This window comes from Arthrobacter sp. 210 2 (assembly GCF_059093025.1).
Genome location: NZ_JBNHIE010000004.1, coordinates 147117 through 170411 on the forward strand (window position 1 = coordinate 147117; position 23295 = coordinate 170411).

Sequence of the window (23295 nt, forward strand, 5' to 3'; positions counted from 1 at the left end):
GCCCTTTACACAGGAAAGCGAGTACCCATGTCTTCCACCAACTCCGCCAGGAAAGTTGCCGTCATCGGTGGCGGAATCCTTGGTGTTTCCACCGCCGTCCACCTGCTGCGCGAAGGTGCCTCGGTAGTCCTGCTCACCGAAAGCGGTTTGACCAGCGAGGCCTCAGGCAGGTCGCTCTCATGGCTCAATTCCGCGGGGGAACGCTCCACGCCCTACCACCTGCTCCGCATGGCGGGGGTTGACCGGTACCGGACGCTGTTCGCTGCCGACCCCTCCCGCGAATGGCTCCAGTTTGACGGCGGACTGATGTGGAACGCGGAAGGCCAGGCGGATGCCACGGCTGCCCGCCACCGCTATGAACGGAACAAGGGCTATGACTCGAAGCTGCTGGCCCCCGCCGAGATCTCCCAGGCGGCCCCGGGCGTGGATGCCGCAGCCGTGCCCGAGAACGCTATCTTCAACCCCGGCGAAGGCTGGGTGAGCCTGCCGGACCTGGTGGAGTTCCTGATGGCGGAGTTCCACGAACTCGGGGGTGAACTGGTCCTCAATGCAGGAAAAGCTTCCGTGGTGGTTGAAGGCGGGCGGGCTGTCGGGGTGCAGGCCGCTTCGGGTGCCGTGCACGGTGCCGACGCCGTCCTGGTTGCCTGCGGGGCCGCAACCCCGGCTGTTGTGGCGCCGCTGGGTGTCAACATCCCCAATGGTTCGCCGGTCTCCATGCTGGTTATCACCAAGCCGGTGGAGCACGGCCTGGCCCCGGTGCTGAACACGCCCCGCGCGGCCGTGCGGCCCAACCCCGGAAACACCCTCGCCCTGGACCATGACTGGTACGAGGAGAACATCACTGAGCATGCTGACGGCAGCTTCAGCATCCCCGATGAGGTAGTCCAGGAACTGGCAGACGAAGCCTCCAAGCTGGTTCAAGGCAACCCCGAGCTCAAGCCTGCGTCGTGGAAGATCGGATACAAGCCGATCCCGGGTGACGGGGAACCGGTGTTTGGCGAACTCGGCAAGGTTCCTGGATGCTTTGTGGCCTTTACGCACTCCGGCGCGACGCTCGGCCTGATCGCGGGCGAGCTCCTGGCGGGAGAAATCCTTACAGGGGAACGGCATCCAATGCTCGAGACGTTCCGTCCGGAGCGGTTCTCCTAGCATCCGGCTGCCCTTCCCACCGGCCGTGGCGTGCCGCTGTTTCCGCAGCGGCACGCCACGGCCTCGTTCGTTCTGCCGCATGTTTTGCTGATCAGGTTGTTCACTCGTCGAGGGGCGGCGCGCACCCCGCCCCGGCAGCGAACTAAGATGGATCAGATAACCAACCACCGGACGCGGTTCCGCCGTGTCCTGCTGAAAGTAGCGCGCACCATGCCATCCCAACCGGACGAGAGTGCGGCACTGGCGATTCAGACACCCGCCATCAACGACCGCTCCCTCGCGGCGGGACTGGCCTATGCCATGGGCAGCCGCGTCTCCGGGATCTCGTTTGATGCCGGCACGGGACTGATGCTGGGCAAGGTCCGGGGAGGCGCCGAGGTTCCGTACTCCACCACGGCCAAGCTGGTCCGCAAAGCCGGCGGCTGGAGCTGCACGGTTGGAGTGTGCAGCTGCCCCGTCCGCAAGGACTGCAAGCACGTGGCGGCGCTGCTCTTCGCGGCCGAGGACAACCCCGCCATCCGGGTCCAGCTGCTGTCACCCACAACCGCCACCCAAGTGGCCCGGGAGCCGTCGGCCGCCGCCCTGTCCGACTGGGAACAGGCCCTCAGCCCGCTGATCTCGCAGCCAGGGGGTGCGCCTTCGGGCACCGGAGTTCCGCTGGCGCTGCAGTTCGAGATAGAGGAACCGGCCCCGCACTTCTCCTACACAGGCCGCCGGGATCCGCTGCGCAGCGTCCGCCAGCTCAAGGCCCGCCCTGTCATCATGGGTGCCAAGGGCAAGTGGATCCGCGGCGACGTCTCCTGGAACACGCTGAGCTACCTGAACTTCCGCCGCGAGTGCAACGAGGCGCACGTGGAGTGGATGCAGGAGTTCCTGGCCGCCCATTCCGCGTCGGCCAGCCGGATGCACAATTCGTCCGGCCTGTGGCTCGGCCTGAACTCCTACTCCGGGAAGAACCTGTGGAGCCTGCTGTCCGATGCCAAAAAGATCGGGCTCGCCCTGGTCCACTCGCGCGGCACCGAACCGGTGCGCCTGGCGGAGGCCCCTGCCGCCGTCGGGCTTATTCTGGGGCGGTATGGCGCGCCCCCGGCCCGCAGCGCTGACCCCGCAGGGGATGGCGACGCGCCTCAGCAAGCGTCCGACGACGGCGGGCTGGAGCTTTCGCCCACCATCACCGTGGAGGGGGTCGAGGTCGATCCGGCCGCCGTGGGGACGATCGGCCGCCCTGCGCACGGCCTGTTCTTCACCTCCGGCGAGGCCGCCTTGCCCGGAGTTCCGGACCCCGACGGCACCATCACCCTGGCGCCGCTGGAGGGTGGCTTGAGCGAGGAACTGCTGGCGTTCGTCACGGCCGGCAGCACGCTGCATATTCCTGCCAAGGATGAGTCCCGCTTCCTCACCGGTTTCTATCCCAAGCTCAAGCAGGCGGCCCGGGTGACGGCGCGGGACGAATCCGTCGAACTTCCCGCGCTTGCCGTTCCTACACTCTCGCTGCTGGCAAACTACGGCGCGGACCACAAGGTGCGGCTGCATTGGGAGTGGCACTACAAGACCGGAAACCTGGTCACCGCCCAGCCGCTGTGGCGCCACCCCGGCGACCACGGCTACCGCGACGACACCGCAGAAGCCCGCATCCTCGAGGGCATCGGCCACCCGTGGGAGGTGGTTCCCGCCTTGGGCGAGTCGGCAACCGGCGGCTGGGGCACGCCCCGCCTGGCGGCGTCGGCCGAGCTCAAGGGCCTGGACACGCTGGCGTTCACCGAGGAAGTGCTGCCGCGGCTGCGTGAAGCTCCGGATGTGGACGTGGAAACGGCAGGCGACATTGCCGATTACCGCGAGGCCGAGGAAGCCCCGGTCGTCTCCATCTCCACCAAGGCCACCGAGCAGCGCGACTGGTTCGACCTCGGCATCCAGATTTCCCTCGAGGGCCAGCCGGTGTCCTTCGCGGCGGTGTTCTCCGCCCTGGCCGCCGGCCAGACCAAGATGCTGCTCCCCAGCGGCGCCTACTTCTCGCTGGACCTGCCGGAGCTGCATCAGCTGCGGGCGCTGATCGAGGAAGCCCGGTCGCTGCAGGACAACAAGGACGCCCCGCTGCAGATCAGCCGTTTCCAGGCCGGGCTGTGGGACGAGCTGGCGCAGCTGGGCATCGTGGACGAGCAGGCCGCCGCCTGGCGTTCGGCGGTGGGCGGCCTCCTGGAAGGCGGCGTGGACGGGCTGCCGCTGCCGGCCACCCTGAACGCCGAGCTGCGGCCCTACCAGCTTGAGGGCTTCAACTGGCTCACCTTCCTGTACCGGCACAGCCTGGGCGGTGTCCTGGCCGACGACATGGGCCTCGGCAAGACCGTGCAAGCCCTGGCGCTGATGTGCGCGGCGAAGGAACAGGCCGGGGAGAAGTCCCCCGACGCCGTCGCTCCCTTTTTGGTGGTTGCGCCCACCAGCGTGGTGGGCAACTGGGCGGCGGAGGCCGCGCGCTTTGCGCCCGGCTTGAAGGTGCAGGCTGTCGGCGAGACGTTCGCGAAGAGCGGGCAGCAGGTGGCTGACGCGCTGGCCGGGGCGGACATCGTGATCACCTCGTATGCCCTGTTCCGCATCGATTACGACGCCTACGCCTCCCGTGAGTGGTCCGGCCTGGTGCTGGACGAGGCGCAGTTCGTGAAGAACCACCAGTCCAAGGCGTACCAGTGCGCGCGCAAGCTGCCAGCCGCCTTCAAGCTGGCCATTACCGGCACGCCGCTGGAGAACAACCTCATGGAGTTCTGGGCGCTGACATCCATCGTGGCACCGGGCCTCTTTTCCAGCCCCAAGCGCTTCGCGGAGTACTACCAGAAGCCCGTGGAGAAGAACGGCGACAAGGGGCAGCTGGACAAGCTCCGGCGCCGGGTCCGTCCGCTGATGATGCGCCGCACCAAGGACCAGGTGATCAAGGACCTGCCGCCCAAGCAGGAACAGATCCTGGAAGTGGTGCTGAACCCGCGCCACCAGAAGGTCTACCAGACGCACCTGCAGCGCGAGCGGCAAAAGATCCTGGGGCTGATCGAGGACGTGAACAAGAACCGCTTCACCATCTTCCAGTCGTTGACCCTGCTGCGGCAGCTCAGCCTGGACGCCTCGCTGGTTGACCCGTCGCTTTCGGGGGTCCGTTCAAGCAAGCTGGACGTGCTGTTCGAGCAGCTTGAGGACCTCGTTGCCGAGGGCCACCGTGCCCTGATATTCAGCCAGTTCACCGGGTTCCTGGGGAAGGTCCGGGAGCGGCTTGATGAGGAGAAGATCGAGTACTGCTACCTCGACGGCGGCACCCGCAACCGTGCCGACGTGGTGAGTGAGTTCAAGAACGGCAGTGCCCCGGTATTCCTGATCTCGCTGAAGGCCGGCGGCTTCGGCCTGAACCTCACCGAGGCCGACTACGTCTTCCTGCTGGATCCCTGGTGGAACCCGGCGTCCGAGGCGCAGGCAGTGGACCGGACCCACCGGATCGGCCAGGCCAGGAACGTGATGGTGTACCGGCTGGTGGCCAAGGACACCATCGAGGAAAAGGTCATGGCGCTCAAGGCCCGGAAGTCGCAGCTGTTCGCCGACGTGATGGAGGGCGACGCCCTGGCCGGCGGCGCCATCACGGCCGAGGACCTGGCGGGGCTGTTCAAGGAGTAGGTTGCCCCGCTGCTCGACACGTTATTCTTGGTGCAACCAGAAAATACAACGTTGGAGAAGCCGTGCACCAGCAGCCCGCCGCCACGGTGGCCATCCCGTCTGTCGGGCGGGCTCCCCTGCCGCATCTTCTTCCGCTGCGCGCGGACGCGTTTTCGGTCCCCTACCGTGATCCCGTCTGGGACGGACCCACCGATCCCGTCCTCGTGGCCGACCACCTGAAGGGCGAGTGGGTGCTCTTCTACACCCAGCGCCGCGCCACGAAACCCGGGCTGACGGGCGTGGAATGGGTACACGGCACGGCCATCGGCATCGCACGGTCTTCGGACGGCGGGGCCACCTGGAACTACCAAGGCACCGCGGACGGACTGGTGCCGCCGGAAACTGAACGTCCCGCTACACTCTGGGCGCCCGACGTCGTACGCATTGGGGACCAGTGGATCATGTACCTGACCGTCCTGGGCGGCGTCCGGACGGACTGGACCGGGAGTGCGTCCATCGTGCAGTTCGCCAGCCCGGACCTCGAGACGTGGGAGTACCTGGGGCAGATAGACCTGGACTCACCCCGGGTCATTGATGCCGCCGTCGCACCTTGCGGCGATGGCCGCTACCGGCTCTGGTACAAGGACGAAGCCCGCGGCTCCAACACCTACAGCGCGGTCAGCGACAGGCCCCAGGACCCGTCGTCATGGGTAGTGGAAGGCCTCACGATCCCCGGCCGCCCGCATGAAGGACCGAAGGTGTTCCGGCTGGAGGGCCACTACTGGATGATCGTGGACGAGTGGCGTGGCCAGGCGATCTACCGCTCCGCCGACGCCACAGGCAACTGGACACGGCAGGAACACCCTGGCGGCCTCATCCTCACGACCCCCGAATCCGTGGAGGGAAGGCCCGTCGTCGGACGCCATGCAGACGTGGTTCCCCTGGCACCCGGGGAGGACGGCAGGGAACGCGCCCTGCTGGTGTATTTCACCCATCCGTATTGGGGCGGCGAAGACATCGGCACCATGGACCCGGAGCCCAGGACACGCCTCAGCCACGTCCGGGCGGCCGTCCTGGAAGTGCGGAACGGCAACCTGGTCTGCATCGAGCACTAGTAGAGCAGGCAGCAGAACAGGCACGACAAAAGGCCAAACCTTGGAACTATAAGCCAGCTGCTGCTGGCACCGGTCCAAGGTTTGGCCCTCTGCCTGACTCGTCCGCCGGATTGGTTACCGGACTTCCGGAAGGTCCCTACGCACGCTGCGGAGAACCCAGCTCCACCGGGTCCTCGTCCGTGAGGTACGCAAGCTCGGAGTGGGCCGCGAGGTCGATGCCGCGCATCTCGTCCTCGGGCTTGATGCGCAGGCCGATCGTCTTGTCCAGGATCTTCGCGAGGATCCAGGTGATGCCGAAGGAGTAGACCAGCACCGTGACGGTTGCCAGCGCTTGGACGCCCAGCAGTTCAACGCCGCCGCCGTAGAAGAGGCCGTTCACGGCGTTGGGGGCAGCGTCGGTGGCGAAGAGGCCGATCAGCAGGGTGCCGAGGATGCCGCCCACCAGGTGGACACCGACGACGTCGAGCGAGTCGTCGTAGCCCAGGCGGAACTTCAGTTCGATGGCCAGCGAGCAGACGGCACCGGCAATCAGGCCGATTGCCACGGCACCCAGCGGGCTGACGGAACCACAGGCCGGGGTGATGGCGACCAGCGCGGAAATCAGGCCGGACGCTGCGCCCATGCTGGTGGCGGCCCCGCGGCGGAGGCGCTCAACGAGTGCCCAGGCGAGGAGGCCCGCCGAAGCAGCCACGGCGGTGTTCAGGAAAACCACCGACGCCGACTGGCCGGCGGACAGTGCCGAGCCTGCGTTGAACCCGAACCAGCCCACCCACAGCAATCCGGCGCCGATGAGCACCAGCGGCCGGCTGTGCGGTTTCGCGTGTTCCACTTTGGGCCAGCCGGAGCTCTTGCCGAGGACCAGTGCCAGGGCGAGGGCGGCCGCGCCGGCGTTCATGTGCACGGCGGTGCCGCCGGCGAAGTCGATGGCCTTGATGCCGCTGGCGATCCAGCCGCCGGTCACGCTGCCGTCCGCCGACGAGAAGGCGAACACCCAGTGCGCGATGGGGAAGTAGACGATGGTGGCCCAGATGCCGGCGAACAGCATCCACGCGCCGAACTTCATGCGCCCGGCCGCAGCTCCCGCCACCAGCGCCGTGGTGACGCAGGCGAAGAAGAGCTGGAACGCGGCGAACAGGATGACCGGGATGGAGGCCTCTTCATCCGCGGCCAGCAGCTGCCCCATCCCGGGGAACTCGGTGACGTCACCGATCAGGCCCAGTCCGCCCACGGAATTTCCGAAGGCCATCGAGTACCCGAACAGTGCCCAGAGGACAGCCACCAGGCTGGCGCCGCCAAAGCACATCATCATCATGTTGAGAATGCGGCGCGACCCCACCATGCCCCCGTAGAACAGGGCCAGGGCGGGGATCATCATGCAGACCAGCGCCGAGCTGGCCAATATCCAAGCGACATTTCCCGAATCCATTGGGAAACCCCTTTCGTGATGCGAGGAGAGAACGGAAATCGCCCGTCAAAGCCACTCCGGAGGAGGGACGCGGAGTCAGTACCACGTTCATCGGAGGGCGGCTATTGCCGTCTGGTTCCAACTGTATGGCGGGCTTTTTTGGGTGGGTTTCGGATGTGTTAAATGATGGTTTCAGTCGTCCGCACGCGAGTTTCACCAGCCCCTTCCTTACATGCGGGACGCGCGTACCCTGCAAGTAGGGCAGGAGGAAAGGACGCATCATGCGGACCGTGACATATGGCGCGGCGTGCAGCCTCGACGGGTACATCGCCGGCAGCGGCGGTGCCATTGACTGGCTGCATTTCAGCAGGGACGTGGAAGACATCATGGCCGAGTACTGGACTACGGTGGATGCCATCCTGATGGGCCGGAAGACGTGGGAGTTCGCCGCCGCCCAGGGCGTGGGCGGCGAGGCAGACCCGGGCAGCCGCTCGGCAAGCAACGAGGCCACCGGCATTCCGCCGGTCGCCACCTACATCCTCTCCCGCACGCTGAAGGAGTCCCCGCCCGGAGTGGAACTGGTGTCCGCCGATGCCGCGGGATTCGTCAAACAACTCAAGGAACAGCCGGGCAAGGGGATCTGCCTGATGGGCGGCGGTGAACTCGCCGGATCGCTCTTCGAAGCCGGTCTGATCGACGAGGTCAGCCTCAATGTGCATCCCGTGCTGCTGGGCTCCGGCGTCCCCTTCTTCCGGCCGCAGCCCCGGCGCACCGGCCTCGAACTCGAGGAGTCGCGCGTCCTCGACGGGGGCTGTGTCCTCATGAATTACCGCGTACGGCACTGAAGACAACGGGCCACAGCCGCTATCCGATGGCGCGTGCCTCGCCCATCAGCCCGGCGAGTGCATCTGCCAGCGCCACGGCACCGGCTTCCGCGTCCCAGTCCTCCACCAGCTCGTCCGGGGAATGCGAGATGCCGGTGGGGTTCCTGACGAACAGCATGGCCGTGGGAATGTGGCTGGCCAGGACGCCGGCATCGTGCCCGGCGCCGGTGTCCAAAACCGGCGCTCCGGGAAGCAGTTCCTTCAGCCGGTCCCGCAGGCCGCCGTCGAAATGCACTGTGGGGCTGAGCGATTCCATGGTGAGGCTGGCGCCGCAGCCTTCCTCCGCGGCGAACACCTGGGCGTTGAGGCCGATGGCTTCCACCAGGGCCGCGGTGACGGAGTCGTCCGGGTGCCTGACGTCGATCCACAGGTCCACCCTGGAAGCGATCACATTGGTCCCGCCCGGAACGGGCTGGACCCTGCCGACCGTGGCACGTGCGTCCCGGTACTTCCTGGCGGTATCGCGGATGTTCACCATGATCTTGGCGGCAGCGATCATGGGGTCCTTGCGGTCCGCCATCAGCGTGGTGCCGGCGTGGTTGCCCTGCCCGCTGATGCTGAGTTTCCAGCGGCCGTGGCCCAGGATTGAGGAGCCAACGGCCACGGGCTGGTTCAGGTCAACCAGTCCCCTGCCCTGTTCCACATGCAGCTCCACGAAGACCCCCAGCTGCTGCAGCGTCTTGTAGTCCGCACCGATCAGCCGGGGGTCCTGGCCGTTGGCGGCAGCGACGTCGGCGAACGTGTTGCCGTCCGGGTCTTTGAGCCGGCGCGCCTTGTCCGGATCAAGCTGGCCGGTCAATAGACGGGAGCCCAGACAGGCCACGCCGAACCGCGAGCCCTCCTCCTCGGGAAAGACGGCGATGGCCAGCGGCCGCCGGGGGCGGAGTCCGCGGGCTTTGAGGATGTCGACGGCGGCCAGGGCCGATGCGACACCCAGCGGACCGTCGTACTCGCCGCCGCCGGGAACGGAGTCCAGGTGGCTGCCGGTAACAACGGCGTCCCTGCGGGTGCCGGCGGAGGTGTCCCACCAGGCCCAGATGATCCCGTTGTGGTCCGTGGCGACGTCCAGCCCGCGCCGGCCTGCCTGCTCGATAAACCAGTTGCGCAGGTCGGTTTCGGCGGTGGAGAAGACCGGCCGCGAATAGCCGCCGCGTGACGTGTCCCTGCCGACCGTGGAGATGTCCTGCAGCAGGCTGGTCACACTGGATGGGCTGGTTGCGGCAGCAGGGCGGGCATCCGCCGCGGGGTCCGCCGGGGGTACTGTCTGTGAAAGGCTCACTGGTATCCGTTCTATGTGGTCACAGCTGTGGACGACGCGGACCGGAACCGCGGCGGTACACCGCCGGCCCCGGTGGCGAGGTCTGCAGCCCATTGGCCGATGAGCGGCGCGAACTTGGCCCCGTGCCCGGAACAGGGCGACAGGATTGTCAGGTTGTCCGCGCGGTCGATGATGAAGTCTTCGTTGGGCGTGTTCGTGAAGAGACAGGTGGTTTCCGCGTACGGCTCGGGGTCCAGGCCCGGCAGGTAGCGCCGGACGTAGTCCACTACCCGTGCCCGGTTGGCCGGATCAACGACGCCGGTTTGCTGAGCCGCGGAGGGGATGAACGGGCCGCCGTTGTACTCGGCCACCTTTTGCCCGGCAAAGCCTGCGTCGCGCCCGCCGGGAAGGCCGTACGTCTGGATGTCGGCGGCCTTGTGGATGAAGGTGGGCCACTGGCCTGAACCCTCGGGGTCCCGGTATTTGAAGTGGAACGCCTGTTCCTGCCGGACGGTGATCTCCGGCAGCCCGGCAAGGAACCCTTCCGGAAGGGGCAGCCGCCCCAGCAGCTCCGGCAGCCAGCCGCCGGCGCTGATGACGACGTTGCCGGCGTCGACCGTTTCCCCCGTGGCGGAAATGAGGCGGTAGCCGCTGCCGTTGCGCTCCATGCTGCGCAGGCTCCAGCCGGTCAACACCTCGGCGCCGTTCCGCACTGCCAGGGCAACCATGGCGTTGACGGCGGTTTCGGCATCGATGACGCCGGCGCCTGGATGCCAGAGGACCTCGGCATCAAAGGCGATCTGTGGCCAGCGCGTCCTGGCGTCGGCAGCGGAGAGCAGTTCGTGCTCAATGCCGACGGCGGCCAGCACCCCGGCGAGGAGTGCAGGGTTGCGTTCGGGGCCGTAATCCACCGCGCCGAACGGGGTGATCAGCTGTGTGCCGGTGTCCACGGCCAGCCCGTCCCACAGTGCCTTCGATTCCAGTACCGCCCGCGTGTAGAAGGGGTCCGGGTAGGCGTAGCGGAAGATCCGCGCGGAGCCGTGTGAGCTGGCGTCGTGGCTGGCGGGGACGTTGCGTTCCAGGATGGTCACCTGGTGGCCGCGGGCCGCAAGTTGCCAGGCGGTGGCGGCGCCGGCCAGGCCGGCACCCACCACCACATAATCGGACGAATCAGTCACGGAGTGCTCCTAGCCTGCGCCGGGGATCCACGAGGTGCCGGCCAGCGGCACGCGGGCCATGGCGGACGCTTCGATGGTCAGCGCCACCAGGTCCTCGGGCTCCAAGTTGTGCAGGTGCGACTTTCCGCAGGCCCTCGCAATGGTCTGGGCTTCCATGGTGAGGACCCGCAGGTAGTTGGCCAGGCGGCGTCCGGCGGCTACAGGGTCCAGCCGGGAGGCGAGCTCCGGGTCCTGGGTGGTGATGCCGGCGGGGTCGCGGCCGTCCTGGAAGTCGTCATAGAACCCGGCGGCGGAACCGAGGGCAGAGTATTCAGCAGCGTAGCGGGGATCGTTGTCACCCAGGGCGATCAGCGCCGCAGTGCCGATGGCGACGGCGTCGGCACCCAAAGCCATGGCCTTGGCGACGTCCGCGCCGGTGCGGATGCCGCCGGAGACGATGAGCTGGACCTTGCGGTGGACCCCGAGCTCCTGCAGCGCTTGGACAGCCTGCGGGATGGCCGCGAGGGTGGGGATGCCGACGTTCTCGATGAACACCTGCTGCGTGGCGGCGGTCCCGCCCTGCATGCCGTCCACCACCACAACGTCCGCACCGGACTTCACGGCGAGCGCGGTGTCGTAGTACGGCCGGGAGGCGCCGATCTTGACGTAGATGGGGGTCTTCCAGTCGGTGATTTCGCGCAGCTCGCCGATCTTGATTTCGAGGTCGTCCGGGCCGGTCCAGTCCGGGTGCCGGCTCGCCGAGCGCTGGTCGATGCCCACCGGAAGAGTGCGCATTCCGGCCACGCGTTCGGTGATCTTTTGGCCCAGGAGCATGCCGCCGCCACCGGGCTTGGCGCCCTGGCCCAGCACGATTTCGATGGCGTCGGCCTTGCGCAGGTCGTCCGGGTTCATGCCGTAACGCGACGGCAGGTACTGGTACACGAGGTGTTTGGACTGGCCGCGCTCCTCAGGCGTCATGCCGCCGTCGCCCGTTGTGGTGGAAGTGCCTACCTCCGAAGCGCCGCGGCCCAGCGCCTCCTTGGCGTTGGCGGACAGTGCGCCGAAGCTCATGCCGGCGATGGTCACCGGGGTCTGCAGGTGCAGCGGCTTGCTGGCGTGCCGGTCGCCGAGGACGACGTCGGTATCGCACTTTTCGCGGTAGCCCTCCAGCGGGTAGCGGGACATGGAGGCGCCGAGGAAGAGCAGATCGTCGAAGTGCGGGACCTTGCGCTTGGCGCCCCAGCCGCGGATGTCGTAAACGCCGGTGGCGGCGGCGCGCTGGATGTCGGCGATGGTGGCGCGGTCGAACGTGGCGGATTCGCGCAGGCCCAGTTCAGCAATGTTCTGGGTGGGCGCCTGCTGCGGAACGGAGGTGATGGTCATGGTGGCTCCTAGTACGACGTCGAGTTGTCGACGTGGAAGTGGTAAAGGTTCCGGGCTGAGCCGTAGCGCTTGAAGTCGGCGGGGTTGTCCGTGCGGCCGGCGGCGGCGAGCAGCTCCGCGAGCTCGGCGAGGTGCTCGGCCTGCAGCGGCTTTTCGACGCAGTCCGCGCCGAGGGAGGCGACGGTGCCCTTGACGTAGATCCGGGCCTCATAGATCGAGTCGCCCAGGGCGTCCCCGGCATCGCCGCAGACCACCAGGCGGCCGGCCTGCGCCATGAACGCGGACATGTGGCCGATGTTGCCGCCCACCACGATGTCCACGCCCTTCATGGAGATGCCGCAGCGTGCGCCGGCGTTCCCGTCGATGACCACCAGGCCGCCATGGCCGGTGGCCGCAGCGGACTGCGATGCGTCGCCTTTCACGTGGACCCTGCCGGACATGATGTTCTCGGCCAGTCCGACGCCGGCATTGCCGGTGACGGTCACGTCGCCTTTTTGGTGCATCCCGGCTGCGTAGTAGCCGGCATGGCCTTCGATGGTCACCTTGATGTCCGCGGTGATGCCGACGGCCAGGCTGTGCTTGCCGCCGGGGTTGGTGACGGTCCAGGCCTGTCCGTCCACGGCGTCGTGGATGCCCTGGTTGAGTTCCCGGACGGTGCTGGCGTCGAGGTCCACGGTGGTGGTGGCGGGCCCGTCTGCTGCCGGGACGTCCGTCGCGATGTTTTCGGGGGCTGTCAGAGTGACCATGTGTAGACCTTTCCGGGTTCCGGTTCAAAGATGCGGGCGTTGTCGATGCCGGGCAGGCCGGCCAGGGCGCGGTATTCGGAGGCCATGGCCACGTAGTCGTCCGTTTCGGCGATGATGGCCGGTTTGCAGGCGATGGGGTCCCGGACCACGGCCATGCTGTCCGCGGTGGTGACCACCAGGGTGTAGAAACCGTCCAGGACCTTGCCCAGGTTCACCAGGGCCTCCTCCAGGGTGTCGCCCTGCTTGAGCCGGGAAGCGACGTAGCGGGCGCCCACCTCGGTGTCGTTCTCCGAATCGAACACCACACCTTCACGCTTGAGGTCACGGCGCACCGTGGCGTGGTTGGAGAAGGAGCCGTTATGGACCAGGCACAGATCGTCGGCAACCGAGAAGGGGTGGGAGCCGCCTGCGGTCACTGCCGATTCGGTGGCCATCCGGGTATGGGACAGGCCCTGGCTTCCGGCCATCGCCTCGAGGCCGTGCTCGGCGGCGATTTCCATGGGATGGCCCACGCTCTTCATCACTGCAACGTGCTCGCCGCGGCCGATGATGGTGGCTCCGGGCAGGGTTTCGCTGACAGCCTTCACCAGCAGGTCCGTCCCGACGGCGGCACTCACCAGGGTGGTGTCACCCACCACTTTCGTCGCCGCTGCCGCGCCGGTCGGGAGCATGGCGGCGACGCCTGCGGTGATGGCCGCCGTCGTCATGCCCTGGTCCTTGCCGAGGAGGCTGAGGGTGGAGGTGCCGTCCGACACCAGCCCGGGGGTGTTGTAGACGGCCAGGCCGGCAGAGTCCGGCCCGCGGTCCACGATCTGGCACAGCATGGAGGACAGCAGGCTGCCCATCTGGGGATGCAGCGAGGGATTGCGCAGCTGCAGCGCGGCGATTCCGCACATGGTGGGGGTCCTTTACTCGGTGGGGATCAGATAGAGGTCAAATACGTGCGGATTTCCCAGTCGCTGACCTGGTTGTGCCAGCTCAGGAATTCCTCTTCCTTGGCGTCGGCGTAATAGGCGCCGATCCTGGCGTCACCGCTGAGGCTGGAGAGGATCACAGGGTCTTTCCGCAGTGCTTCCACGGCGTGGAGCAGGGTGGCCGGCAGGAGGTGCGCGTCGGGCCTGGACTCGCCGGGTCCGGAGGGAGCACCGGGGTCGGCGGCTTTCTCCACGCCGTCCAGGCCTGCCGCGATGGCTGTCGCGATGGCCAGGTAGGGGTTTGCGGAGCCGTCCCCGGAGCGCAGCTCAATCCGCTTGTTGTCCGGCACGCGGATCATGTGCGTGCGGTCGTTGCCGCCGAAGGACGCCTTGCGCGGTGACCACGTGGCACCGGAGGAGCTGGTGGTGGCACCCGTGCGCTTGTAGGAGTTGACCGTCGGTGCGAGGAACGCCTGAAGCGCGGGGGCATGGTCCAGGATTCCGGCGATGAATGAATAGGCGAGGCTGGAGATCCCAAGGCCCCGGCCGTCGTCGTCCGGGCTCCCGCCCGCCGGGAACAGCGCGTCGGTTCCGGACCAGAGGGACAGGTGGAAGTGCAGGCCGGTGCCGGTCCGGTCCGTGAAGGGCTTGGGCATGAACGTTGCGGTCATGCCGCGCTGTTCGGCCAGGATGTTCAGGATGTAGCGCAGGGTCACCACACGGTCAGCGGTGGTGAGGGCGTCCGCGTAGTTGAAGTTCTGCTCGAACTGGCCCGCGGCGTCTTCGTGGTCGTTGGCGTAGTTGCCCCAGCCCAGGCCGTTGATCGCGTCCGAGATGGAGGTGAGGTGGTCATACATGCGGGTGACGCCGCGCGCGTCGTAGCAGGGGCGGGGCGAATCGTCCCGGGCGTCGGCGGTACTCAGCGTCCCGTCGTCGTTCTTCTTGACCAGGAAGTATTCAACCTCCGCCCCCACCTTGGCCTGCATCCCCTTGTTTGCGAGGCGGGCGAGGGTGTTCTTCAGGATCACCCGGGGGGCGTAGGGCCAGGGCTTGCCATCGACGTATGGGTCGCAGTGAATGATGGCCAGGCCCTCCTTGATAAAGGGCACCGGCGTGAAGGACGCCAGATCGGGAACAGCGATCAGGTCAGAGTCCTGCGGCTTCTGCCCGATAAGGCCCGCGGCGTAGCCGGCAAAGCCCATGGCACCGTTTTCGAGCTCATCGGCGGCTTCCACCGGCACCAGCTTGGCGCAGGGCTTTCCCGTCATGTCCACGAAGGTGGCCAGCAGGAAGCGGACGCCGTGGGCTTTGGCAATATCCGCCAGGGAAATCCGGCCGGCGTCCGCTGCCGCCGGCTCGGCCGCCTGTACTTCAGGGGTTGCGAGACTTGTCATCGAAACTGTCCTGTTCGCTTGCTGTTGCTTCTTATGAAACCTTGTTGAACCAGAGTAGTCAAAAGCGTGTTTCCAATGATGGCCCAAATTGTTAACTCTGGATGTCGCCTGCAGCGACCGATGGCAACAGCAACTTAACTCCCCGGAAACCTACACCTGTTCACTCTGGTGAATCATCGTTTCATCCCACTATCAACAGGAGGAACCGTGGAAGCACTGACAGGTACCATCACGAAGGCTGGATCAATCCAGAAGGTAGAAGGCGGTTTCATTGGCCTTCCCTCGATGAATGAACCCGGCGTCGACGCCGCGATTGGCGATTCGTTCTCCAACCCCGGCGGCTCCGCCATCAGCGCCGGCTTCTTCGAACTCAAAGCCTCCGAGCCTCTTGTTTACGAGTACACCTATGACGAAATGAAGGTCGTCGTGCAGGGCGAGTTCATCCTCACCGACCAGGCAACCGGCGACGTTGTGCGGGCGAAGGAACGTGACGTTCTGTTCTTTCCCAAGGGCACCACGGTGAAGTTCGAAACCCCGGATTACGCTCTGGGCTTCTACACCGGTCACCGCTCCTTCGCACCGTAGGACGCCAATGAAACCCGCATACGTGCATCCCCCGGCAGTGGCTGGCCAGGTGCATGGGTTCCGCGGCGTCCTTTACGTGTCCTTTGGACAGGCGGAGTCCCTGGCGCCTGAAACGACGGATGGGCTGCCGCAGCAGGATCTTCACTTCACGTCAGCTGATCACGAAAGCCTCAGGCAATTGAAGTCGGTGATTGCATCGACGTATGTGGGGATGCGGCTCGTGCTCGCCGGGCCCCCAGCCGATATCCAGGCAGCTGCCGCGGTGGCGGCAGAGTGCGGGCTCGTAGAGGAGGAGATGATGCTGCTGGACCAGGGATCGGGACTATCGGTTGTGTTTTGCGGACATTGCCATACAAAAACTCCATCCCTTCAGCGGCCGGGGTCGGAGGTTTATTGCCAGGGCTGCGCCACCACCCTGGCGATCTCCGGCCACTTTTCGCGGCGAAAAGCCGCCTACCTCGGATTCGCAGCCCACGCCGAGGAGTCAGCATGACCACGACGGCGCTTGAAGCCGGTGTCCATCCGGCAGTGCAGCAGGGCCTTCACCTGGAAGTCGCTGCTGTGAGCATTCAAACAGATTCGATCATTAGCATCACTTTCAAAGATCCGACCGGCGCTCCGCTGCCCCGTTATATTCCTGGAAGCCACCTTGTGGTCCAGTATGGGGGCGGCGCGAACGCCTACTCACTGACCGGTTCCGGCAGCACCCCCTCTGAATACACCATCTCTGTACTCAGGGTTGAGGGCGGCTCAGGCGGCTCTTTGGCGATGCACGGCCTTGCGGTGGGCGACCGGGTCCGAGTTTCCCGGCCGCGCAGCGCCTTTCCGCCGGTGGCGACAGCAACCCACCACCTCCTGATTGCGGCAGGAATCGGTATCACGCCCATGCTTTCGCATGCACGGGCCGCAGCCGAAAAAAGCGTGGCCGCATCACTGCTCTACGCCTACCGCCCGGGGGCGGGGGCACATGTGGCCGATGCCCGGGAGCTGCTTGGGCCTGCGCTGAGGGAATGCACTGATCGCCATGTCTTCCGTGAGGAACTACGGGAAAAACTCAGTCACCAGCAGATAGGCACACACCTTTACGTGTGCGGCCCGGCGGCCTTCATGGACACCGTTTTGGAGGCGGCGTTGGAGCAAGGTTGGCCGAAGAGCCGTCTGCACTCCGAACCATTCGGAGGCACAGAACTGGATCCGGGCACGCCCTTCACGGTGCGCCTGGCCCGCAGCGGCATCAGCCTGGAGGTCCCGGGGGGAGTTTCGCTGCTGGAGGCCCTTGAGAAAACGGGAAAAAGCGTGCGCAACATGTGCCGCAAGGGTGTATGTGGCGAGTGCTCCCTTTCGGTACTGAGGGGCGCACCGGAACATCGGGATCTCTACCTGACAGAGGCGGAAAAAGCCGCAAATACCACCATCATGTGCTGTGTCTCGCGCAGCTTTGACCAAGAATTGGAGTTGGACCTTTGAGTACCGACGTCATCGAGGCAGACCGTGGGACTGCGGTCCTTCCGGCGCGAATCGCCCGGTTTCCTTTCCCTTTTCCTGCCGACAGCTACAGGTACAGCACCAACGTGGAACCTGCCGCCAACCCGGTGCAGACGGAAGCCGGTACGTGGGGAGCCGGCATTCTGGACATCGATGGGCTTTACCTGGAGGAACTAAGGGAGCGCGAGGAGGTATTGAACCGGGATCCGTCCCGCGCCCACGTCCTGCCCCATATGCGGTTCGCCGTCTGGGATGCCATTGCCACCCTGCTCCCGCTCCTGGCTAAGGAACATCCAGAAAGCTTCTCCTTCACAAGGCATGGAAACGCCTGTACTTGGCGGAACATGCTGCAGGACCTTGAACTGGAATTCACTTATGGAGACGACGCAACCTTGCCCAAAGGCCCTCTTCGGTTCCTTGGCAGCCAGATACAGGACGACATCGTGCTCCTTGACCAGCGAGAGGACGCTCTCTGGCTTGACGCCGGCGTGGTCACCTTCGCTGCAGATTGGTCCCTGGGTTTTGACGTGGGGATGAAATTCCTGGAAGTCCATGGCCCCGTCCCGCGCGTTCATGAGGAGCAAATCGTGGCGCGGGCTCAGCAGTTCCTCATGCGTCTCCAGCCCGGAGAGAACTACCGCAGAACCAACTGGACAATGACTGTTGACCGGCGACTGGACACTTCCACCGAAACCTACCCGGAGTGGGCCATTGACCGCAGCACTGTGTCAGCAGATCCTGCGCTGCCGGAGCGGCTCCACTTGCGGGTGGAAGTCCAGCACCTCATTCGCCTCCCCCACTCGGGGGCGGTGCTGTTCCTGGTCCGCACCCACCTCCTGCCCCTCACGGACATTGCCCAAGTCCCGGCATGGCGGGAACGCCTCGGCCGCGTCCTGGCTGAACTCCCCGAGGACATGGCCGAGTACAAAGGCATCAGCCGCTACCGCAAGGCCGCCTCTGACTGGCTGCTTGCCGGCTGACACCCCATCTCTTACAAGCCACCGCACACTAAAAGCTTCCTTCGCTGCGGCCGCGATGTGCCTGGTTCCTGGCCGACAGAACTGCCGCGGTTTTGGATCAAGCGGGTGGCCTCTTAACGAGAAACGACTTGGAACAGGAAAAGCATGGAAACGATCACGAAGGTGGAAGTTCGGACCGGACTTACCAGCGGCCCGTCCAGGACCTTCGGGCAAGCTTTAATTGCTGACGAGAAAGTTCTGAACGCCCGCCCAGACCGCCCGGGCATAGCTGTCGACCCGAGCGGCAAGTTATTTCTCATCATTTCTTTTGGTTCCGGCGAAAATGCAGCCCTCGCCAGGGCTTGGCTGGCTGAGGCCGCAGAATTAGGGCCGGTTCAGTGGTTGGCCTTTTCTGACTTCGCTCCGGAAACCGGGCGCCAGCTCTCCCAAGCCCTCTCTTCTAGCCTCAACGGCGTCCGCATCATGGTTGTCGGTCCACAGTTCGATGTTCTTCAAAGCCTTGCCTTGGCGCGCGCCGCCGGTGCACTCGAGAATGAAGTCCGCAGTCTTGTCACCAACACGGCCGACCTTCCTGTCTACTGCGCACACTGCCGCGCAACGAGCAGGGTCGTCGGCGGCGTCGGGGATGCAGTGACCTGCCCAGCTTGCGCGAGGACACTCGAAATACACGCCCACCTGTCCAGCGTGCGGGGAAGCTACCTGGCGTCCGATGCCCTTGCACGGGAACTGCCATGAGTACGATGCTCGATAGCTCACCCCGGCTGTCGGGGCACCTGCACCACTCCTTCGAAACACGTCCCCGGCCGTTGGTTGTCCTTTCCGTTGAACCGGTCACGCCGGAGGTAACGCATTTCGTTCTCGGCGATGCCGCAGGGCGAGTTCTCACCAGTTACGAGCCGGGAAGCCACGTGGTCATCCAAGCCGGCGGAAAGCGCAATGCATACTCGCTCGTTGGAGACGGCGTGAACCCCCGCCAGTACGGGATCTCGGTCCTAAGACATGACACAGGTGGAGGATCCCAGTGGCTGCACGCCAACCTTGGCGTCGGCAGCACGGTTTTGGTTGAAGGCCCCCGGTCCATGTTTTCCCCGGATCCAACAGCCAGGAAACTGCTTCTTGTTGCTGCAGGTATCGGGGTCACACCTGTGCTCTCCCACGCGCGCGCAGCAGCAAGGTGGGGCAGGGCCGCCGAGGTTATTTACATCTACCGCTCCGGGGCAGCCGCACATCTCGACGATCTCCGGATCCTAGCTGCCGGAGGTCAGATGGACCTTTTTGAAGCCGTGGGAAATGAGGCCGGTCTCGAGCTGCTTCGCCAGCGACTGCGCGCGCAGCCCTTGGGGACGCACGCATATGCCTGTGGTCCCGTGGACATGCTGGAGACGTATAGGCGTGAAGGCTTGGCTGCGGGATGGCCTTCCAGCCGTCTTCACCTGGAGAGGTTTGAGGCACCGAAACAGGACCCAGGCAGGGAATTCCGGGTCAAAATCGCTTCCACTGGCGCGCTTCTCTCAGTGGAGCCGGGCGTGAGCCTGCTGCAAAAACTCCTGGACGCCGGGCACAACGTGGCCAACCTCTGCCGTCAAGGCGTCTGCGGTGAATGCAAGATACCAGTCAGATCAGGAACGGTTGAACACCGTGACCTTGTCCTGAGCGACGAAGAAAAGAGCACCAACACCACCATGCTCTGCTGCGTTTCGCGGGGCACCGAGATTGAGGTCGACCTATGAGCATGCACGTATCCGAAGGCACGAAGTACACCGCAAACCTGCCATGGCCCTTCGCGGAAGACCAGAAGGACTTCCAGTACAGCGTGAATGTTGAACCTGCCCGCGTGCCGAAAAAGACCGCTGGAGGGGAATGGGGCGCGAACATTGTGGACCTTGGTAGGGACGATTACCTGCACATCATGAAGGAACGCCGCCGCATCCTTGAGGCCGATCCCTCCAGGGTCCAGATCCTTCCCGGCATGATGCCGGCCTGCTGGGACCTGCTGATGTACTACCTCAGGGATCTGGCCATCAGCCATAAGGACCACATGCAATTGGACGAAGACGGTGACCTCGTCCGGTGGCAGAACCATCTTCTTGGCACGGACCAAACCTTCGTTGTGGGCGTTGAATCTTCGCTGCCGTACGACCCCATGACTTTTCTGGGAAGGGAAATCCCGGACGACCTGCTCCTGGTCAAGGAACGCGGCGGACAGCTGCACTTCGATGCAGGCCTGGTCACCTTTGCTGCCGCCTGGTCCGTCACCTTCGACGCGGGCATGAGTTTCAATGAAATACACCAACCGGTGCCGCGCCTCACCAGCGAAGGCATTACCTCGCGGGCAGAGCAGTTTCTCATGCGGCTGCCGGCAGACCAGGTGTTCCGCAGAGTCAACTGGACGCTGTCCGCCTCGGGTTCCCGCAAGCTTGACATCAGTCTGGAGGAGCTGCCGGAGTGGGGCCAGGACATCCCGCGGCTCCTGGCTGAACGTGATTTTGGCAGTTTGCAGCTCCGCATTGAACTGGAGCACTTCATCCGCCTTCCAATGTCAGGTGCGGTGACATTTAGCATCCGGACATTCATGGCTTCTCTCGAAGAGATAAAGACCATACCCGTATGGCGCGACCAGCTGGCCCAAATACTGGTGTCCACTCCAGAAGACATCGCAACCTACAAGGGAATAAGCGACTACCGGGCCGAAGCTGCCACCTGGCTGCTCAACTGACGAGGCCCCGTGTTTGGACTTCGTGAGCCATTCCAGGCCTGTTCAACACTTCAACTTTTCTGATCGGAGTTCTTCATGCCACAGGCAGATCTCGCGTGGCTTCTCGCCGCCTTTGCACTTGTAGTGCTCATGTTCCCCGGCCTGGCCCTTTATTATGGTGGGCTGCTCGGAAAAAACAACATTCTCAACATGTTCATGATGGTGCTGAGCACCCTTGCTGTCACCGCGGTCCTTTACGTCCTGTACGGATACGGCATGGTTTCAGGAAATTCCGTTGCCGGCCTGGGCCTTGTCGGCAACCCATTCGAATTTTTTGGTATGAACGGCTTCGAGATTGATGATAAAAGCGGCGGGCCGCAGTCAATCTATTGGGCGGCCTTCTTCGTCCTGTTCGCCGCAATAACCATAGCAATTGTCGCCAGTGGAGCCGCGGGTCGTATGAAATTCGGTGCGTGGATAATCTTCAGTGCCATTTGGCTGACAGTCGTCTACTTTCCCATCGCCCACTGGGTGTTCACCTACTCCGACGAAGAGACCGGCTACGTCGGCGGATGGCTACGCAACTTGGTTCACCTCCACGACTTCGCCGGAGGCACGGCGGTGCACATGACGGCAGGTGTAGGCGCCCTCGCACTTGCCCTCGTCCTGGGGAAAAGCAAAGCCCCGCAGGCAAAACCCCACAACCTTCCCCTCGCCATCCTGGGAGCAGGCATCCTGTGGTTCGGATGGTTCGGATTCAACGGCGGGTCTGCCGCAGGGGCCAACTTCCTGTCCCAGTACGTCGTCATGACCACACTCCTGGCCGGCTCCGCCGGCATCATCGGATACCTTGCGATCGAGAGACTTCGGGATGGACGGGCGTCTGCGCTCGGACTCGCCACCGGGGCAATTGCCGGCCTGGTCGGGATCACCCCCTCAGCCGATGCCGTAAATCCTCTGGGCGCACTCGCTGTTGGTGCAGCATCTGGTGCGGTTGTGTGTTGGGCCATCACCTGGAAGAAGAAGTGGGGAGTCGATGACACCCTCGACGCCTTCGCGGTCCACGGCATCGGCGGCATAGTCGGCACACTGTGTGTAGTGCTGATCGGAGCAGCATCAGCACCGGCGGGCGTGTCAGGGCTACTTTTCGGAGGAGACTGGAGCATCCTGTGGAGGGAACTGATTGCTATCGTCGCGACTTGTCTCTATGCCTTTGTCGCCACGTACGCCATCGCCTGGACCTTGAACAAGGTAATGAACATCCGGGTTGATGAAGAAGCGGAACACCGCGGCCTGGACCTTACCCTCCATGCGGAAGCTGCCTACGCCGAGGCGGACTGACCAGCGCAACTCAAAACACCAAGGATCATCCGAGGAGCACCATGAAGATTGTCACAGCCGTCATCCAGCCCCACCGGTTAGAGCAAGTCAAGCAAGCTCTGGCCGACACCCTGCACACGGGACTCACAGTCAGCGACGTCAAAGGCTATGGCGTGCAAAAAGGACACACCGAGGTCTACCGGGGTACGGAGTATCAAGTGGACTTCCGTCCCAAGGTTCGGATCGACCTCATCGTTTCGGATGAAGACGCAGAAGGCGTCATTGAAACTATTGTCATGGCAGCGCGGACTGGAAGCCTGGGTGACGGGAAAATCTGGACACAGGACATCTCCAACGTCATTCGGGTACGCACAGGAGAACGTGGAGTCGAGGCAATCTAGTTGGGTGATGGAAGCGGCCCGGCCCCGCAGGTCATGTTGCGCGGGGCGTGGCCGGTTCTACTTCGCTGCCACAGCGAGGAACCGGATGGGAAGCTCCAGCAGCTCGAGCGGACCGTGCGGCCCTTCTCCGTCAAGGAGCAGCGAGTCCCCCGGCGTCATGGTGTATTCGTACTGGCCGTGGCCGTAGACCATCTTGCCGGCGAGCATGTAGATGAATTCCGTGCCCGGGTGCTGGAAGAGCGGGAAAACGTCTGACGCGTCGGTCAGGGTCACGAGGGTGGGCTCCAGGGCATCGCTGCGGCCCTTGAGGGTTCCCAGGACGCGGTATTCGTGCCCGTGCTGGGTGCCGCTGCGGACGGTGAGGCTGCCTTGGCCACTCTTGGTAAATGTCGCGTCCCGGTCTGTGTCCGCACCGCGGAACAGTGCCGTTACCGGGATTTTGAGTCCGTCCGCGAGGCGTTGCAGGGTGGTCAGCGAGCAGGACGTGCTGGCTGTTTCAATCTTGGAGATCATCGCCTTGGACAGCCCCGTGCGGGCCGCAAGCTCCGCGGAGGACAGGCCCTGGGAAGTGCGGTAATGCCGGAGCTGGGCAGCGATCACCTGTTCGAGTTTTCCGGCAACCTCTTCCCGGGCATGTTCGGTCATGTCAGCCATCTTAGGTGGCTAACCCCCAGCAGACCTGCCGCCTCACGGGTTTCGCTGCCTGGAGCTTCGCCGCCAACTGCGCCCGGGCCTCGCAGGGCGGCTCGGGTCAGGGACCCGTGGGCGGGCTATGCTGGGAAAACCCGCCACAGCAC

21 protein-coding genes are annotated in these 23295 nt (G+C 64.9%); 13 read left to right on the forward strand and 8 right to left on the reverse strand.

Annotation, left to right across the window (positions count from 1 at the left end; genetic code table 11):
- Window positions 1-27 precede the first annotated feature (27 nt).
- From AC5RWA_RS10255 to AC5RWA_RS10265, 3 genes are all read left to right on the forward strand, one after another.
- Window positions 28-1149: an NAD(P)/FAD-dependent oxidoreductase gene (locus tag AC5RWA_RS10255; RefSeq protein ID WP_079595289.1), complete on the forward strand. Its 1122-nt coding sequence runs from the start codon at window positions 28-30 to the stop codon at window positions 1147-1149.
- A gap of 210 nt (window positions 1150-1359) precedes the next feature.
- The gene (locus AC5RWA_RS10260; protein WP_494057633.1) at window positions 1360-4797 is read left to right on the forward strand and encodes a DEAD/DEAH box helicase; all 3438 of its coding nucleotides are present in this window, start codon (window positions 1360-1362) and stop codon (window positions 4795-4797) included.
- A gap of 62 nt (window positions 4798-4859) precedes the next feature.
- A complete protein-coding gene (locus AC5RWA_RS10265) occupies window positions 4860-5891 on the forward strand; it encodes a family 43 glycosylhydrolase (protein WP_494057524.1) in 1032 nt (343 codons plus the stop codon).
- A gap of 136 nt (window positions 5892-6027) precedes the next feature.
- Here AC5RWA_RS10265 and AC5RWA_RS10270 read toward each other — a convergent pair whose 3' ends face one another.
- The gene (locus AC5RWA_RS10270) at window positions 6028-7317 is read right to left on the reverse strand and encodes an ammonium transporter (RefSeq protein WP_079595291.1); all 1290 of its coding nucleotides are present in this window, start codon (window positions 7315-7317) and stop codon (window positions 6028-6030) included.
- 260 nt (window positions 7318-7577) lie between these two features.
- On the opposite strand from AC5RWA_RS10270, the gene AC5RWA_RS10275 reads away from it, so the two are divergent.
- Window positions 7578-8141, forward strand: coding sequence for a dihydrofolate reductase family protein (locus AC5RWA_RS10275; protein WP_494057525.1), 564 nt, complete (start codon window positions 7578-7580; stop codon window positions 8139-8141).
- 19 nt (window positions 8142-8160) lie between these two features.
- Here AC5RWA_RS10275 and AC5RWA_RS10280 read toward each other — a convergent pair whose 3' ends face one another.
- The 6 genes from AC5RWA_RS10280 to glnT are packed head-to-tail and all read right to left on the reverse strand — an operon-like array spanning window position 8161 to window position 15032.
- Complete coding sequence (locus AC5RWA_RS10280) at window positions 8161-9459, reverse strand: allantoate amidohydrolase (RefSeq protein ID WP_494057526.1); 1299 nt, start codon at window positions 9457-9459, stop codon at window positions 8161-8163.
- An 11-nt stretch (window positions 9460-9470) separates the two neighbouring features.
- Complete coding sequence (locus AC5RWA_RS10285) at window positions 9471-10616, reverse strand: FAD-dependent oxidoreductase (RefSeq protein WP_494057527.1); 1146 nt, start codon at window positions 10614-10616, stop codon at window positions 9471-9473.
- Window positions 10617-10625: 9 nt separating this feature from the next.
- Complete coding sequence (locus AC5RWA_RS10290) at window positions 10626-11978, reverse strand: FMN-binding glutamate synthase family protein (RefSeq protein ID WP_115523618.1); 1353 nt, start codon at window positions 11976-11978, stop codon at window positions 10626-10628.
- A gap of 8 nt (window positions 11979-11986) precedes the next feature.
- Window positions 11987-12724: a GltB/FmdC/FwdC-like GXGXG domain-containing protein gene (locus AC5RWA_RS10295; RefSeq protein ID WP_275725930.1), complete on the reverse strand. Its 738-nt coding sequence runs from the start codon at window positions 12722-12724 to the stop codon at window positions 11987-11989.
- The gene (locus tag AC5RWA_RS10300; RefSeq protein ID WP_275725931.1) at window positions 12712-13620 is read right to left on the reverse strand and encodes a class II glutamine amidotransferase domain-containing protein; all 909 of its coding nucleotides are present in this window, start codon (window positions 13618-13620) and stop codon (window positions 12712-12714) included. The genes AC5RWA_RS10295 and AC5RWA_RS10300 overlap by 13 nt, the downstream gene beginning before the upstream one ends.
- 26 nt (window positions 13621-13646) lie before the next feature.
- Window positions 13647-15032 carry a type III glutamate--ammonia ligase gene (gene glnT / locus AC5RWA_RS10305; protein ID WP_494057528.1) on the reverse strand — a complete coding sequence of 462 codons (1386 nt, stop codon included), beginning with the start codon at window positions 15030-15032 and terminating at the stop codon, window positions 13647-13649.
- A gap of 207 nt (window positions 15033-15239) precedes the next feature.
- Between glnT and AC5RWA_RS10310 the strand changes: the two genes are divergently transcribed.
- The 9 genes from AC5RWA_RS10310 to AC5RWA_RS10350 all read left to right on the forward strand — a co-directional run bounded on the left by AC5RWA_RS10310 (window position 15240) and on the right by AC5RWA_RS10350 (window position 22498).
- The gene (locus AC5RWA_RS10310) at window positions 15240-15617 is read left to right on the forward strand and encodes a cupin domain-containing protein (RefSeq protein WP_275725935.1); all 378 of its coding nucleotides are present in this window, start codon (window positions 15240-15242) and stop codon (window positions 15615-15617) included.
- A gap of 7 nt (window positions 15618-15624) precedes the next feature.
- A complete protein-coding gene (locus AC5RWA_RS10315; protein WP_494057529.1) occupies window positions 15625-16110 on the forward strand; it encodes a dimethylamine monooxygenase subunit DmmA family protein in 486 nt (161 codons plus the stop codon).
- On the forward strand, window positions 16107-17084 hold the full coding sequence (locus AC5RWA_RS10320) for a PDR/VanB family oxidoreductase (RefSeq protein ID WP_494057530.1): 978 nt from the start codon (window positions 16107-16109) through the stop codon (window positions 17082-17084). Before AC5RWA_RS10315 ends, AC5RWA_RS10320 begins: the two co-directional genes overlap by 4 nt.
- Window positions 17081-18082, forward strand: coding sequence for a heme-dependent oxidative N-demethylase family protein (locus AC5RWA_RS10325; RefSeq protein ID WP_494057531.1), 1002 nt, complete (start codon window positions 17081-17083; stop codon window positions 18080-18082). The genes AC5RWA_RS10320 and AC5RWA_RS10325 overlap by 4 nt, the downstream gene beginning before the upstream one ends.
- Window positions 18083-18226: 144 nt before the next feature.
- Window positions 18227-18817 (forward strand): dimethylamine monooxygenase subunit DmmA family protein, encoded by a 591-nt coding sequence (locus AC5RWA_RS10330; RefSeq protein WP_494057532.1) that lies wholly within the window; start codon window positions 18227-18229, stop codon window positions 18815-18817.
- A 173-nt stretch (window positions 18818-18990) separates the two neighbouring features.
- A complete protein-coding gene (locus AC5RWA_RS10335; protein WP_494057533.1) occupies window positions 18991-19812 on the forward strand; it encodes a PDR/VanB family oxidoreductase in 822 nt (273 codons plus the stop codon).
- Window positions 19809-20798 (forward strand): heme-dependent oxidative N-demethylase family protein, encoded by a 990-nt coding sequence (locus AC5RWA_RS10340; protein ID WP_275725948.1) that lies wholly within the window; start codon window positions 19809-19811, stop codon window positions 20796-20798. Before AC5RWA_RS10335 ends, AC5RWA_RS10340 begins: the two co-directional genes overlap by 4 nt.
- A gap of 75 nt (window positions 20799-20873) precedes the next feature.
- Window positions 20874-22118, forward strand: a complete 1245-nt coding sequence (locus AC5RWA_RS10345) for an ammonium transporter (protein WP_494057534.1) — start codon at window positions 20874-20876, stop codon at window positions 22116-22118.
- Window positions 22119-22159: 41 nt separating this feature from the next.
- On the forward strand, window positions 22160-22498 hold the full coding sequence (locus AC5RWA_RS10350) for a P-II family nitrogen regulator (protein WP_275725950.1): 339 nt from the start codon (window positions 22160-22162) through the stop codon (window positions 22496-22498).
- A 57-nt stretch (window positions 22499-22555) separates the two neighbouring features.
- On the opposite strand, the gene AC5RWA_RS10355 is transcribed toward AC5RWA_RS10350, so the two are convergent.
- On the reverse strand, window positions 22556-23152 hold the full coding sequence (locus AC5RWA_RS10355) for a helix-turn-helix domain-containing protein (RefSeq protein WP_494057535.1): 597 nt from the start codon (window positions 23150-23152) through the stop codon (window positions 22556-22558).
- Window positions 23153-23295: the final 143 nt, after the last annotated feature.

Bases quoted from the DNA above. Each gene is read 5' to 3' on its own strand.
- AC5RWA_RS10295 (WP_275725930.1), bottom strand. From the start codon at position 12,724: ATGGTCACTCTGACAGCCCCCGAAAACATCGCGACGGACGTCCCGGCA.
- AC5RWA_RS10340 (WP_275725948.1), top strand. From the start codon at position 19,809: ATGAGCATGCACGTATCCGAAGGCACGAAGTACACCGCAAACCTGCCA.
- AC5RWA_RS10345 (WP_494057534.1), top strand. From the start codon at position 20,874: ATGCCACAGGCAGATCTCGCGTGGCTTCTCGCCGCCTTTGCACTTGTA.
- AC5RWA_RS10350 (WP_275725950.1), top strand. From the start codon at position 22,160: ATGAAGATTGTCACAGCCGTCATCCAGCCCCACCGGTTAGAGCAAGTC.
- AC5RWA_RS10290 (WP_115523618.1), bottom strand. From the start codon at position 11,978: ATGACCATCACCTCCGTTCCGCAGCAGGCGCCCACCCAGAACATTGCT.
- glnT (WP_494057528.1), bottom strand. From the start codon at position 15,032: ATGACAAGTCTCGCAACCCCTGAAGTACAGGCGGCCGAGCCGGCGGCA.
- AC5RWA_RS10355 (WP_494057535.1), bottom strand. From the start codon at position 23,152: ATGGCTGACATGACCGAACATGCCCGGGAAGAGGTTGCCGGAAAACTC.
- AC5RWA_RS10320 (WP_494057530.1), top strand. From the start codon at position 16,107: ATGACCACGACGGCGCTTGAAGCCGGTGTCCATCCGGCAGTGCAGCAG.
- AC5RWA_RS10330 (WP_494057532.1), top strand. From the start codon at position 18,227: ATGGAAACGATCACGAAGGTGGAAGTTCGGACCGGACTTACCAGCGGC.
- AC5RWA_RS10260 (WP_494057633.1), top strand. From the start codon at position 1,360: ATGCCATCCCAACCGGACGAGAGTGCGGCACTGGCGATTCAGACACCC.
- AC5RWA_RS10270 (WP_079595291.1), bottom strand. From the start codon at position 7,317: ATGGATTCGGGAAATGTCGCTTGGATATTGGCCAGCTCGGCGCTGGTC.
- AC5RWA_RS10255 (WP_079595289.1), top strand. From the start codon at position 28: ATGTCTTCCACCAACTCCGCCAGGAAAGTTGCCGTCATCGGTGGCGGA.
- AC5RWA_RS10275 (WP_494057525.1), top strand. From the start codon at position 7,578: ATGCGGACCGTGACATATGGCGCGGCGTGCAGCCTCGACGGGTACATC.
- AC5RWA_RS10315 (WP_494057529.1), top strand. From the start codon at position 15,625: ATGAAACCCGCATACGTGCATCCCCCGGCAGTGGCTGGCCAGGTGCAT.
- AC5RWA_RS10300 (WP_275725931.1), bottom strand. From the start codon at position 13,620: ATGTGCGGAATCGCCGCGCTGCAGCTGCGCAATCCCTCGCTGCATCCC.